The sequence below is a fragment of the Clostridium tunisiense TJ genome, from assembly GCF_000300195.1.
Taxonomy (GTDB): domain Bacteria; phylum Bacillota; class Clostridia; order Clostridiales; family Clostridiaceae; genus Clostridium_J; species Clostridium_J tunisiense.
This window is the reverse complement of the sequence record NZ_AMQH01000012.1, coordinates 64,600-78,196: the sequence shown is the minus strand read 5'-3', so window position 1 is coordinate 78,196 and position 13,597 is coordinate 64,600. Positions and strand designations below refer to the sequence as shown.

At 30.6% G+C, this 13,597-nt stretch carries 10 protein-coding genes and 3 pseudogenes; 2 read left to right on the top strand and 11 right to left on the bottom strand.

Annotated features, from left to right (window positions below; translation table 11 throughout):
- Nucleotides 1–21: 21 nt before the first annotated feature.
- The gene (locus tag C661_RS23665) at nucleotides 22–174 is read left to right on the top strand and encodes a lmo0937 family membrane protein (protein ID WP_017415582.1); all 153 of its coding nucleotides are present in this window, start codon (nucleotides 22–24) and stop codon (nucleotides 172–174) included.
- Nucleotides 175–317: 143 nt separating this feature from the next.
- Here the strand turns inward: C661_RS23665 and C661_RS23975 are convergent, their stop codons facing one another.
- Both C661_RS23975 and C661_RS21825 read right to left on the bottom strand, forming a co-directional pair.
- Complete coding sequence (locus C661_RS23975; RefSeq protein ID WP_017415581.1) at nucleotides 318–455, bottom strand: OadG-related small transporter subunit; 138 nt, start codon at nucleotides 453–455, stop codon at nucleotides 318–320.
- 12 nt (nucleotides 456–467) lie between these two features.
- Nucleotides 468–851, bottom strand: a pseudogene (locus C661_RS21825) (sodium ion-translocating decarboxylase subunit beta); the annotation flags it as partial.
- Between the two features lie 4 nt (nucleotides 852–855).
- On the opposite strand from C661_RS21825, the pseudogene C661_RS21820 reads away from it, so the two are divergent.
- Nucleotides 856–1,107: pseudogene (locus C661_RS21820) on the top strand (type I glyceraldehyde-3-phosphate dehydrogenase); the annotation flags it as partial.
- 68 nt (nucleotides 1,108–1,175) lie between these two features.
- Here the strand turns inward: C661_RS21820 and C661_RS24415 are convergent.
- The 9 genes and pseudogenes from C661_RS24415 to C661_RS0112035 form a co-directional block, all read right to left on the bottom strand.
- Nucleotides 1,176–1,307, bottom strand: a complete 132-nt coding sequence (locus C661_RS24415) for an OadG-related small transporter subunit (protein ID WP_017415578.1) — start codon at nucleotides 1,305–1,307, stop codon at nucleotides 1,176–1,178.
- A gap of 12 nt (nucleotides 1,308–1,319) precedes the next feature.
- Nucleotides 1,320–2,390, bottom strand: a complete 1,071-nt coding sequence (locus tag C661_RS0112070; RefSeq protein WP_017415577.1) for a sodium ion-translocating decarboxylase subunit beta — start codon at nucleotides 2,388–2,390, stop codon at nucleotides 1,320–1,322.
- A 23-nt stretch (nucleotides 2,391–2,413) separates the two neighbouring features.
- A pseudogene (locus C661_RS0112065) lies at nucleotides 2,414–2,956 on the bottom strand (sodium ion-translocating decarboxylase subunit beta); the annotation flags it as partial.
- A 235-nt stretch (nucleotides 2,957–3,191) separates the two neighbouring features.
- On the bottom strand, nucleotides 3,192–4,934 hold the full coding sequence (locus C661_RS21815; RefSeq protein ID WP_017415575.1) for a bifunctional diguanylate cyclase/phosphodiesterase: 1,743 nt from the start codon (nucleotides 4,932–4,934) through the stop codon (nucleotides 3,192–3,194).
- 516 nt (nucleotides 4,935–5,450) lie between these two features.
- Nucleotides 5,451–7,208: a HAMP domain-containing sensor histidine kinase gene (locus tag C661_RS21810; protein WP_017415574.1), complete on the bottom strand. Its 1,758-nt coding sequence runs from the start codon at nucleotides 7,206–7,208 to the stop codon at nucleotides 5,451–5,453.
- Between the two features lie 47 nt (nucleotides 7,209–7,255).
- A complete protein-coding gene (locus tag C661_RS0112050) occupies nucleotides 7,256–7,951 on the bottom strand; it encodes a response regulator (protein WP_017415573.1) in 696 nt (231 codons plus the stop codon).
- Between the two features lie 315 nt (nucleotides 7,952–8,266).
- On the bottom strand, nucleotides 8,267–9,580 hold the full coding sequence (locus tag C661_RS0112045) for a hemolysin family protein (RefSeq protein ID WP_017415572.1): 1,314 nt from the start codon (nucleotides 9,578–9,580) through the stop codon (nucleotides 8,267–8,269).
- A 322-nt stretch (nucleotides 9,581–9,902) separates the two neighbouring features.
- Nucleotides 9,903–12,548, bottom strand: a complete 2,646-nt coding sequence (cphA, locus tag C661_RS0112040; protein ID WP_017415571.1) for a cyanophycin synthetase — start codon at nucleotides 12,546–12,548, stop codon at nucleotides 9,903–9,905.
- Nucleotides 12,535–13,365, bottom strand: coding sequence for a cyanophycinase (locus C661_RS0112035; RefSeq protein WP_017415570.1), 831 nt, complete (start codon nucleotides 13,363–13,365; stop codon nucleotides 12,535–12,537). Before C661_RS0112035 ends, cphA begins: the two co-directional genes overlap by 14 nt.
- Between the last annotated feature and the right edge of the window lie 232 nt (nucleotides 13,366–13,597).

Genomic DNA, 13,597 nt, shown 5'->3' with positions numbered 1-13,597 from the left:
TGAGATAAGGAGGTATTTTTTATGGGATTTCTAAGATGGCTAGGTGGAATAGTTTTCGCATTTTGGTTAATTGGATTTTTCTTTAATTTCTTTGGTACAGCTATTCACATTTTATTAATAGCTGCAGTTGTAATTTTCCTAATTGACTTGATATTTGGAAGAAAAAGAGTATAAAAGAATGTGCCGACATACCCATATGTTGGCACATTTTTGTTTTCTTAATCTTGTATTGTCTGGAAAGACATATATTCCAAAATTCATTATAATTTAAAGTTGTGTACATGGTTCATGCACACAACTTTTTTACATTGTTCTTATTATTTTTCCTTCTCAACTTTAAAGGTTGAGTTTAAAAGCTTAATAGAAAGAAATATTATAAACATAACTACAAAAATTCCTGCCATGCCTTTTCCCATTACTGGAAGAGTCTCTAAGAAAACATCTATATTACTCATGATTCATTCCTCCTATCCTAATAGAAAAATTATTAATCCACCAGCTATAACTGAAGCTATTTGCCCTGCCACGTTTGCTGATACTGCATGCATAAGTAAGAAGTTTTGATTATCTTCTTTTTGAGCCATCTTTTGGATTACTCTAGCTGACATTGGGAATGCTGATATTCCAGCTGCTCCTACCATAGGATTTATTTTTTCCTTTGAGAATAAGTTTAGGAATTTTGCAAATAAAACTCCTCCGATTGTATCGAATATGAATGCCACAAGTCCTAATCCTATTATTGTTAGCGTTTCAACGGTTACAAAAAACTCTGCCTTCATTTTCGATGCTATTGTTATACCTAATAATAAGGTAACTAAGTTTGCTAATTCATTTTGTGCTGTTTGTGATAATCTTGCTGCTGAAGGTCAAATGAAAGGGATACTTGGTTATTCAGAAGAACCACTTGTATCAATAGACTATAGAGGTGACGAAAGATCTTCTATTATCGATGCACTATCAACTATGGTTATGGATGGAAACATGGTTAAAGTGGTTTCTTGGTATGACAATGAGTGGGGATATGCTTGTAGAGTTGTAGATTTAACTAACTATATGGCTGCTGAAATGAAAGCATCCTCAAACTACACTGAAGAAATAGCAATATAATTAAAAAAACTGGAGAATTAATTTGATACGATTAATTCTCCAGTTTATTATTATAAGTTCATTAGTTTCTATTCTTTTACTTTAAAGGTTGAGTTTAAAAGCTTAATAGAAAGAAATATTATAAACATAACTACAAAAATTCCTGCCATGCCTTTTCCCATTACTGGAAGAGTCTCTAAGAAAACATCTATATTACTCATGATTCATTCCTCCTATCCTAATAGAAAAATTATTAATCCACCAGCAATAACTGAAGCTATTTGCCCTGCCACGTTTGCTGATACTGCATGCATAAGTAAGAAGTTTTGATTATCTTCTTTTTGAGCCATCTTTTGGATTACTCTAGCTGACATTGGGAATGCTGATATTCCAGCTGCTCCTACCATAGGATTTATTTTTTCCTTTGAGAATAAGTTTAGGAATTTTGCAAATAAAACTCCTCCGATTGTATCGAATATGAATGCCACAAGTCCTAATCCTATTATTGTTAGCGTTTCAACGGTTACAAAAAACTCTGCCTTCATTTTCGATGCTATTGTTATACCTAATAATAAGGTAACTAAGTTTGCTAATTCATTTTGTGCTGTTTGTGATAATCTTTCTAAAACTCCACATTCTCTAATTAAGTTTCCAAACATTAAAAAACCTACAAGAGATACTGCTGTTGGTGCTATTAAACCTGCAATTATTGTAACTACTACTGGGAAAAGTATCTTAGTTGTTTTTGATACTGATGCAGGGTTATATTTCATTCTTATTTGTCTTTCTTTCTTTGTTGTTACGAGTTTAATTGCAATTGGTTGTATAATTGGTACTAAAGCCATATATGTATAGGCTGCAACTGTTATGGGCCCTATGTATTTACTATTAAAAAAGTTTGCTACAAAGATTGATGTAGGTCCATCTGCTGCTCCTATTATTCCAATTGATGCTGCATCCTTTAAATCAAAGCCTAATAAAGCTGCTGCGCTGATAGTGAAAAATATTCCAAATTGAGCTGCTGCCCCGAATAATAACATCTTAGGGTTTGTTAAAAGTGGTCCAAAGTCGATCATTGCTCCGATACCAATAAATAAAATTAATGGAAATAATTCGTTTGCAATTCCCATACTGAATAAATTATCTATTATTCCTATTTCCTCATGTCCTCCAATAATCTGTGTTATTGCTCCTGAGAAAGGAATATTCACAAGAATTGCACCAAAGCCTATTGGTAATAATAGTGCTGGTTCAAAATCCTTTTTAACTGCAAGATAAATAAGTACTGCTCCAATAACCCACATTATAACTTGCTGAATTGTTATGGAGCAATTGGTTGTATAATTGGTACTAAAGCCATATATGTATAGGCTGCAACTGTTATGGGCCCTATGTATTTACTATTAAAAAAGTTTGCTACAAAGATTGATGTAGGTCCATCTGCTGCTCCTATTATTCCAATTGATGCTGCATCCTTTAAATCAAAGCCTAATAAAGCTGCTGCGCTGATAGTGAAAAATATTCCAAATTGAGCTGCTGCCCCGAATAATAACATCTTAGGGTTTGTTAAAAGTGGTCCAAAGTCGATCATTGCTCCGATACCAATAAATAAAATTAATGGAAATAATTCGTTTGCAATTCCCATACTGAATAAATTATCTATTATTCCTATTTCCTCATGTCCTCCAATAATCTGTGTTATTGCTCCTGAGAAAGGAATATTCACAAGAATTGCACCAAAGCCTATTGGTAATAATAGTGCTGGTTCAAAATCCTTTTTAACTGCAAGATAAATAAGTACTGCTCCAATAACCCACATTATAACTTGCTGAATTGTTATGGAAGTAATACCTCTTAGTAAGAAATCCATTAAATATGCCTCCTTTGTTTAGTGAAAATTAGCAAATACTGTATTGTTACATACGATTTTTATTATACCCCAAAAATATATTTTAGTATATAAAATAATAAATATATTCTACCCTAAAACCTAGAATATTTTCTATAAATAATAATATTTAACAAAATATATATAAAAATAGTAATAAAAATAGTTGCCCCTATTTTAATATTTTAAATAGGGGCAACTATAAAAATTGTAAAGGCTAATTATTAATAACTTTTTTATTAAAAAATTCTTCCATCTCATCTTTAGGTAGTGGTCTGCTAAAAAGATATCCTTGTATCTTATTACAACTCATCTTTTTTAATACATTTAGCTGGTCCAAAGTTTCAACCCCTTCAGCTATTACTTCTAAATTTAAACTATGTGCCAATTTAATGATTGTATCCATAATTAATTCTTTATTGTTACTTTCATTAATATTATCAATAAAGGACTTATCAATTTTTAAAGAATCAATGGGTAATTTCATTAAATAATTTAGAGATGAGTATCCAGTACCAAAGTCATCCATGGCTATATTCACGCCTAAACTTCTTAATTCTTCAAGAATTCTAATATTTTCATCAAGAAATTTCATACTGACATTTTCAGTAATTTCTAGTTGAAGATATTTAGGATTTAATCCACTTTCAACTAAAGCATTCTTAACAACTAACGTAAAATCATCATGTTCAAGTTGAAGAGGTGAGACATTAATTGATACTTTAATAGGTGCAAAACCTTTGTTTTCCCATTCTTTATTTTGTTTACAAGCAGTGGTAAGCACCCATCTTCCAAGTTCATTGATGATCCCTATTTCTTCAGCTATAGGAATAAAAACTAAGGGAGATATTAGCCCCTTAGTAGGATGTTGCCATCTAATTAAGGCTTCTACACTATCAACTTTTTCACTATTAGCATCAACTAGAGGTTGGTAGTGTAAAACTAGTTCATTTTTTTCAATTGCTCTAACTAAATACTTTTGTATTTCTACTTTATTCTCAATCTCCTTAGTCATTGCATCAGTATAGAATTTATAATTGTTTTTTCCTACTTCCTTTACCTTTTGCATTGCAATATCTGCATTCTTTAGCACCTGTAAAGAGTTCCTTCCTTGATCTGGAAAAGTACTAATTCCTATACTAGTTGATAGAGTTACTTCATTATTATTAATATTTCTTATTTGTTCTAATGCCTTCAGTATTTTTTTTGTAAACTCAATAACTTCAGTAATCTTTGTATACCTTGGCATAACAATAACAAATTCATCACCACCAACCCTTGCTGGTATTAGTCCATCTTTACACATATGTTTAATTATATTACTTACTTTTTTAATTGCTTCATCCCCAAAGGTATGACCTAAGGTATCATTTAAATTTTTAAAATTATCTAAATCAATAAACAATACAGCTCCCTTTGTACTGTTTAATATAGCTTCACTTATAATAACATTTAAACTTGTTTCAATGTTAATTCTGTTAGGAAGACCTGTAAGAGTGTCAAAGAATGCGTAATTTTCAAGCTTAGCATACAAAATTTCATATTGCTCTTTGCAATTTTCTAGCTCTTTTTTTATTTTTAATTCTTCTGTTATATCTTCATGAGTTCCTATTATACATAATGGTTTTCCCTTTTCATCTCTAGCTATAACTTTTGCCCTAGATAGAATATTAATATGTTTTCCTTCACTATGGTTTACTCTGTAGTTTAATGATAATTCATCAATAAATGGTAATTTGAAAAGCTCTTTCTCAATTAATTCTCTATCTTTGGTCTCTACATGTTTTATCCAATCTTCGTAAGAGTTTCCTATTTTATTTTGTTTATATCCCAATATACTTTCCCAATTTTCACTATAGGAAATAACATTAGACTCTTTCTTCCAAATCCAATAGATATATCCATTTTCAGTCGTGGCAAAACTCATTAGTTTATGGTAATTTTTGTCATTTCTCTTCATAAATGTAGCTCCTTAATTTGTCACTTCTTAGTTAATTCATCTATAGGAAAATAACAAGTCATAAATAAAAAAGTTACCTAATGTTATATAAGAAACCGTCTCTCTTAATAAGATATATAGCTTCTATTAATACAAAACAACACTAAATATACTCAGATATAGACAAGTCATTTTAAAAGATGTCTATAATACTGCAGAGCCTTTATATTCATCTCTAAGTACTCTTATTTTTATAATCGAAACAATTTTAGATTTTTAAAGTACTTATTAAATAAAATTTAAACTCATTGGTTTTCATGAAATATAGCAAAATCCTCACTTTTACTTCCTCAACGCCTTGTACAACAAAAGTACTATTATTTATAAACTTAGTTTTTACTATATACTTACATAAGTAAACAAGCTGGAAATTAGCTTCTAGACTTAATATAAATTATTAAATCTAGAATAACTCGTAGCTTGTTCCCTTACTTAAAAATATTTTATGGTAAAGAAAGTACGTGCTTTCTTTTGCCCCTAATTTTTGTTAACCGGTAAAAAAACTGTAAACCGGCTACCCTTTCCAACTTGGCTTTTAACAGTAATTTTACCTTTAAGTACCTTTACAATATGTTTTACAATTGCAAGCCCTAATCCAGTTCCATCAATTTCACTTGCCCTAGATTTATCTACTCTATAGAATCTATGAAATATTCTAGATAAGTCTTCTTCACTAATTCCAACACCATCATCTTCCACTATAAATACAGCTTCCTTTTGTTTTACAGTACAACTTACACGTACATTTCCACCTGTAGGAGTATATTTTATTGCGTTATGAATTAGATTTAAAAACAACTGTTTAAACCAATCCTTATTACATAGTTTTAGTTCAAAGTCTTCTGGAATATCAAAGTGAAGATTTATATTTTTACTTTCCGCTAAATATTCTACTACACTCTTTAGCTCTTTAAATATGCAATTTATATTTAAGTTAGTGCATCCCTCTTCATCATAGCCATGAACGTTTTCTAATACTGCAAGATTTAACATATTCTGTGTCAACGTCTTTAACCTATTAGTTTCAGATTCAATAATATTCATAAATCTTTCTCTTTGTTCTTCACTTTTATAATTTCCGAGTCTTAGGGTTTCTAAAAAGCCACTAATAGTAGTAAGTGGAGTCTTAAGTTCATGGGATGCATTAATTATAAAATCCCTTTTTAAACTTTCTGATTTCTTTATTTCTGTAATATCCTCAAAAACTAGAACTACCCCTTTATTTTCTGGGGTTCCTTCATAAGAAAATAAATTTGTCTTTACTTGATATACAAAAGCTGGATTAAACTTAAAGGTCATTTCCTTAGTTTCATGAGGTTCCCCTTTTAAAGTTGCCTCAACAAGTTCTAATATGGAATCATTATGGATTAAGTTATAAATATTAGCTCCTTCTAAGGTATCTTCATCTAAATTAAGAATATCTTTAGCTAGCTCATTTATTAAAATTATATTGCCACTGGTATCAAAGGCTAAAATCCCATCTACCATACCAATAGTTATTGCTCTTAACTTTAAGTTTCTATCATTCAACATATTTATATTACTTTCAATAGTCTCAGCCATATAATTGAAGGTGTTTCCCATATCCTCTATTTCATCACCAGTATTTATGACAACTCTTTTTTTAAAGTTTCCTTTGGCAATTTGCTTAGAAACTGTAGTTATATCATTTATTGGCTTTAAAATTCTTTTACTATAGGCATAACCAATACTTATAGTAGTGAAAATACCAATAATTATTGCAAACCCTATATTTCTAATTAATATTTGAGTAAGTTTATGGAGATAATCTAAGGGGCTTTGAAGCCTTACTATTATTACATTATTTTGCACCTGTACTGCAGGCATAACTACCGAAACATAGGTTTCTCCATTCGTACCATTGTTAACTAATACAGTTTTATCACCCTTTAAGGAACTTTCTAACTCTGGATTTCCATTAATGCTATGGAATTCAATGTTGTCCATGGAATCAGCAACAAGCTGCCCCTTTGAGTCTATAAAAGTAATTCTTTGACTTGTTTCTCGCTGTAATTCTTTAGCAAAGTCTTTATAATTTATATCCTCATTTTGTCTATTCATTAAAACTTTATTAATTAGGTATCCATTGCTTATTAATCGATCGGAAGCACTATTAATAAGCGATTGCCTTATTAATCCTATAGCTAATACTCCCGTAATTACAGAACTTACTAATATTACTATTAAACATCCAGCAATTAGCTTCTTTTTCATCTGCACAACTCCTAGTACAATGTATATTTTTAATTAAAACTGTAGTTTTATTTAAGCTTATAACCTAATCCTCTTACTGTCTCTATTAGGTTTGGATACTTTTCATCATCACCTAATTTCTTTCTCAGCTTTCTAATATGTACATCCAAGGTTCTAGTCTCTTCTACCAATTCATAACCCCAAACCTGTCTAAAAAGCTCCTGCCTTTGCACAATATTTCCTCTGTTATGAGCTAACACTTCTAGTAATTTAAACTCCATGTAGGACAAATTTACTTTTTCACCAGCTACAAACACTTCTCCAGTTTCATAATCAATTCTAAGACTATCGTTTTTAGTGCAAATATTTAAAGTTGTATTACTACCTTTAGCATCTATTCTTCGAAATATAGCTTTAATTCTTGCAATTACTTCACGAACACTAAAGGGTTTAGACATATAATCATCTGCTCCAAGTTCTAAGCCTACTACTTTGTCAATTTCATCCCCTCTAGCAGTAATCATTATAATTACTGTATTAAAAAGTTTAGGGTGATTCCTAACTTTTTTACATATTTCAAGTCCATCTAAGCCTGGCAACATTAAATCAAGCAAAATAACATCTGGCATAGCTTCCTCACAAATGCCTATAACTTCATTACCCTTATCGCAAGTTATAACTTCAAACCCATTACTCTCTAGATTTACTTGTAGTAATTCTAGGATATATTTCTCATCATCTACAATTAAAACTTTTTTATCCATTCTTTAACCCCTAACTACATAATTTTTAAACTTTAAACTTAAGGAACCAAATTTATTGTAAGTATTACACCTGCCCCTTGTCCCTAATATTTTCTAAGATATATCTCTTACCTTAGAAACTTACAATCATACACCTAATTTTATATTTACTAAATCACAAGGTTTACAATTTAGTTGGCTAATACTCCCTATATAATTGAAAAAATCACTATTTGTTTGATTTTTGAACTATTTTACAATAATACAGTACAACTTAAAATATTTTTATATCAATTTTATTATAAAGTCTAATGATAAAAAATTAAAGGGGAAAACCTATATTTCCCCTTTAATAATTATTCTAACCTTTTCAATTCTTTTCTCTTTCACTTCTTCAACTTTAAAAATTATACTGCCATATTCCACTGTTTCATTAACTCCGCTAGGGATATTATCAATTAAATCTACTACAAATCCACCGATAGTATCTGAGTGTTCTGACTGTAAGTTTATGCTGAAATAATCATTTACCTCATTTATGGATAATAATCCATTTACAATATAGGTATCGATATCAATTTTTTTTATGTAAGGCTCGGTATCATCATACTCATCAAATATATTCCCCATAACTTCTTCTATTAAATCCTCAATAGTAACAATACCAGCAAAACCACCATATTCATCAATTAGAATTGCCATATGGTTATTAGACTTCTGTAGCTGTTTAAAAAGATTATCTATATTTTTTGTAACTGGAACAAAATATGGAGTTCTTAGTATGCTTCTTATATCAACCTTATCAAAACCATGTATACTTGCTTCAATAATAAAGTCTTTCATATACAAAATTCCAATAATATTATCTACATCTTCCTCATATACTGGAATTCTAGAATACTTTTCTTCAAGTAGTTCCTCTAAAATTTTTTCAGGAGGTGAATTTATATCTATTAAAAACACCTCTGTTCTCGGTGTCATTATTTCTTCAGCAATAGTATTGTCAAATTCAAAAATACTTTCTATCATTTCTTTTTCTGTTTCATTTATTACACCATGTTCTTGACCCACTTCAATTAGTGAACGTATTTCTTCCTTTGAAACTTTCTCTTCCAGATTCTCAATTTGAATACCTGATATTCTAACTAACAAATTAGTGGAATTAGACAACAATTTAACAAATGGAATAGTGATTTTGGAAATATAAACTATTGGCTTAACTGCAAACATTGCAATTGCTTCTGATTTTTGTAGAGCTATTCTTTTAGGGTATAACTCTCCAAAGACAAGAGTAAAATATGAAAGTATAATGGTTATAATTATTATTGAAATCTTACTACTATAGGGTATGTTATATTTACTTAAATAGCTTGAAAATCTAGTTGATAATCCAGTGGCTGCTGAAGCACTGGCAAAAAATCCAGCTAGAGTTATTCCCACCTGAATTGTAGCTAAAAATTTACTCGGTTCTTCCATAAGTTTTTCTAGTAAAATTGCATTGTCATTACCCTCATCAGAAAGAATTTTAAGTCTATTTTTATTTAGTGATACTATGGCCATTTCTGCAGATGCAAAGAAAGCATTTACAATAGTAAGAATACCTATTAATAATATTTGAAATACAATACTGTTGTTAGAACTTGAATTCATTACCTATCCCCCTTGCAACTGATTATTTGAAATTTAATTAAATCAATTTAAACTCTTTGATTTTTTTCAAAGTTTCTCCATAGTTATATTTTATAATTATCATATTATTATTTTGCACAAATTAAAAATTATAAATCCGTATATACTTAAATTCTCTGTAAATTTTTATTTTTATTAAGATATTTTCATATTGTTTTAGTTTTTTCTTGACGTGATAGTAATGATACCTTTTAGTTTTAATGTGTTTATGATAAAGATAAAGGATAGCATCTTGTAGTGCTATCCTTGTTTTGATTTTGTAAGCGTTAAAAACTTACTTAATTTATGCTAATCCTGATATATTCCTATACGCTATATGTTTATCACTGCCCATATTAATTTCTTCTATTTTTCCCCTAATTAAATCTACTAATGGACCATATTCTTCAAAGAATACAACAACTATATCTCCTGGCTCGCTATTATCTATAGCCAATCTTAAAGCATCTTTTTCATTTAATATAATATTAAGAGCCTCTTCCTTATAGCCAGTTGATAGTACCCCTTGTCGAAGAATTTCAGCTACTTCTCCTTCTTTTCGCCCTCTTTTATCTAAGTCCTCCTTAATGTAAATATAATCAAAGTATTGAGAAGAAATCTTTCCCAAATCTTCAATATTTCTATTTAATCTGTCTCCTGGCACTCCAATAACGCCAATTAATCTATTTTTCTTAATATTCCTTAATCCCTCCATAACAGCTTTATAGCCTTCAACATTATGTCCATAATCTAGTACTACTGTTATTTCCCCTACTTTGTATACATTAAATCTTCCTGGATTAAGTTCTTCATTACAATAGAAAGTAGCTAAACCATTTTTAATTACTTCATAATCTACACCTAATCCTACTAATGCACCACAAGCCGCCATAGCATTTTCTACATTATATTGAAGATTACCATCAAAGGTTATTCCTATATCCTTTATACTCATAAGATTGATCTTACTTTCTTCATGTTCGATACATAGACATCCATCTTCTACATATACTCCATATCCACCTTTTTGTATGTTATTTTGAAGATATGGGTTTTCTTTATCCTTTGAGAAAAAGATAATGTGGCTTTTCATTCTATCTATGATAGTTAAACTCATTTCATCATCAGCATTTAATACTACATATCCATCTGGTTTTACAGCTTCTCCAACTAGAGATTTAACATGCGCTAAGTTCTCTAGGGTGTCGATCCCATCTATCCCAAGATGATCATCTGTTATATTGGTGATTACACTAACATCTGCTAGGTCATAGGCAAGACCTGAGCGAACCAGCCCACCTCTTGCGGTTTCTAGCACCGCTGCATCTATTTCCCTATTGAACAATATAGTTTTTGCACTTTGTGGTCCTGTTGTATCACCTTTTCTTATGCATTTGTTATTGATATAAATGCCACCTGTTGTGGTCATGCCTACATTGCGTCCCCAAAGTTGCATTACATGACTAATTAATCTTGTAGTAGTAGTTTTACCATTAGTACCAGTAATTGATACAATAGGAAAAGTTTCTGTGCTAGCTTTAAATAGCATATCTACTATCTTTTCTGCTACATTTCTACTTCTACCCATAGAAGGATAGTGATGCATCCTTATTCCTGGTGCAGCATTAATTTCTACAATTACACCTTCATTACCTAAAGGTTTACTAATATCTTTACAGATTATATCAATTCCACAGATATCCAAACCAATTGCCGTAGCTGCCCTTTGACAGATTTCCACGTTTTCTCTGCAGATTATATCTGTGCAATCAAGTGCCATTCCACCAGTTGATAAGTTTGCATTCTCTCTTAGAGTTGTTTCTTCATCATTCTCTAAAATTGTATTTAAGTCATATCCCTTTTTTGCAATATGCTGAAGCATTTTATCATCTATTTTAATTTTTGTAAGTGGTTTTTCATGGCCTTCGCCTCTAAGAATATCCTTATTTAATTCTTCAATTAAATGTTTTATTGTATTCTTCCCATCACCAACTATAAATGGTGGAGTCCTTTTAGAAACTGCTACCACTTGACCATCCACTACACAAACTCTATAGTCATCTCCTTGAATATATTTTTCCATAATTATATCTTTATACTCTTTAGAAAGCGCCTTATAACATTTAAGCAATTCTTTCTCATCTTTAATATTTGCATAAACCCCTTTGCCTTGATTTCCAAACTGTGGCTTAAGCACTAAAGGAAATTCTATGCACATCGCTTCTTCTAATAAATCCATAGCACTGTTAATTTTTGTTCCTTGTGCAACTGGCAAACACTGAACTTCAAGTATTTGCTTTGTTAGATATTTATCACATGCCGCATCCACGGCTATAGTGCCTGTATTTTCACCAATGGTGGCTTCTATTCTTTTCCCAAATTTTCCATATCCTAATTGAAAAATGCTTCCATCTCCAATTTTTAATACTGGTATGCCTCTTTTTTTAGCTTCCTCACAAATAGCAAGGGTACTTGGTCCAATTTGCTCTTTTAATAAAGTTTTCTTAATTTCCTCTACTGATTCATTTAAATTAAACTCATAGCCTTTTATAAGAGAATTAACAAATTCTACTATGGTTTTTCCTATATGCAAAGCAGTATTAGGATATATATATTCAAATATAATATAATAATTATCTCCTTGAATTTCTCTTGCCTTTCCATACTTTGCATCTAATCCCAACCTGTTTTGAATAGCTATTATACAATGTTCACAAATATGTGCTAAGTATGTTCCCTCTTTTAATCTTTTAACAAAGCCACCTTCCTCATCGATTCCGCAACGATGAGTCTTTAACTCCGGAATGGCATTAACAAGACTTTCATTAAAACCCGGAATGGACTTACTCGGTATTTCACAATATCCTTCTAAATCTAAATCCATTCTAATACACTTTTTATGGGAATAAATGTTTCTTCCCTCAAAAGTGTTAAAACTATTTATTTTCATTTTTTTCCTCCTCGTTTTCAAATGGCTGTCTTTTTGTTAAATCAAAACGATCATTACTCTTTAATACATGCATCTTCACATTAAACATTGATAATATTTCTTCTGGATTCTGCTCCGATACATTTGTAAATGAAATTTCGCTTGCATCAATTACATAGACTGCGCCTGAACCAAGAACCTTAAAATACCCTTTCTCAGAAACTTCTATAGCTGTATCTTCATCAATCCCAATACCAAGACATTCAGGATTTTCAGCGATGGCTCCTAATAATCTTCCCACTCTACCACGTTGAGCGAAGTGTTGATCTATGATAACATCTTTAATTAACCCTAACCCAGGAGCCATCTTAATGGTACACTTTTTAGGGGAATCATCATCTGCGCCACTGATAATCATAGTATCGCTCATAACTGAAGCACCTGCGGAAGTTCCGACAAATATACAGCCTTCCTCATTTATATCCTTGATTACTTTATAAAGTGGTGTGCCTCCTAGAAGACTTGTAATTTTCAATTGGTCTCCACCAGTAAAAAAGACTATTGATGCTGCTTTAAGCATATTTACATTCTTTTCTTCAAATGCATGGGCTCTGTCTTGTATATCTAAAATACTTATATTTTTCACACCTAAATTTTTAAATATTTTTGTATATTCCTTACCTACTTCCTCTGGAAGCTCTGTTGCTACTGTAGCAATTACTAGTTTTTCATTTTCTCTGTCTAATTTGCTACATACCTCCTTTAATATCTCCTTTTCACCCTTTTTATCCTCTGCCCCTCCAATGATAATTAAATTACCCTCCAGCTTTGGTTCCAAATAAATCACCTCATCTTTTTTTTACGCATTCTATATTTTTTCCAGTAAAAAAAACTATTATACATGTTTTATATAGTTCTTTTTAAATGATAAAATATGCATGGAAATTATTTCGTAATTACTATTTGGTGAAAATTATTCTGCCTATTATCATAAAATTAAAGTATAATTATAGGATTAAATTCTGTTTTTGTTGTATTATAATAATTATATCTGATATTATTTTTGCCCA

Bases quoted from the DNA above. Each gene is read 5' to 3' on its own strand.
- C661_RS23665 (WP_017415582.1), top strand. From the start codon at position 22: ATGGGATTTCTAAGATGGCTAGGTGGAATAGTTTTCGCATTTTGGTTA.
- C661_RS23975 (WP_017415581.1), bottom strand. From the start codon at position 455: ATGAGTAATATAGATGTTTTCTTAGAGACTCTTCCAGTAATGGGAAAA.
- C661_RS24415 (WP_017415578.1), bottom strand. From the start codon at position 1,307: ATGAGTAATATAGATGTTTTCTTAGAGACTCTTCCAGTAATGGGAAAA.
- C661_RS0112070 (WP_017415577.1), bottom strand. From the start codon at position 2,390: ATGTGGGTTATTGGAGCAGTACTTATTTATCTTGCAGTTAAAAAGGAT.
- C661_RS21815 (WP_017415575.1), bottom strand. From the start codon at position 4,934: ATGAAGAGAAATGACAAAAATTACCATAAACTAATGAGTTTTGCCACG.
- C661_RS21810 (WP_017415574.1), bottom strand. From the start codon at position 7,208: ATGAAAAAGAAGCTAATTGCTGGATGTTTAATAGTAATATTAGTAAGT.
- C661_RS0112050 (WP_017415573.1), bottom strand. From the start codon at position 7,951: ATGGATAAAAAAGTTTTAATTGTAGATGATGAGAAATATATCCTAGAA.
- C661_RS0112045 (WP_017415572.1), bottom strand. From the start codon at position 9,580: ATGAATTCAAGTTCTAACAACAGTATTGTATTTCAAATATTATTAATA.
- cphA (WP_017415571.1), bottom strand. From the start codon at position 12,548: ATGAAAATAAATAGTTTTAACACTTTTGAGGGAAGAAACATTTATTCC.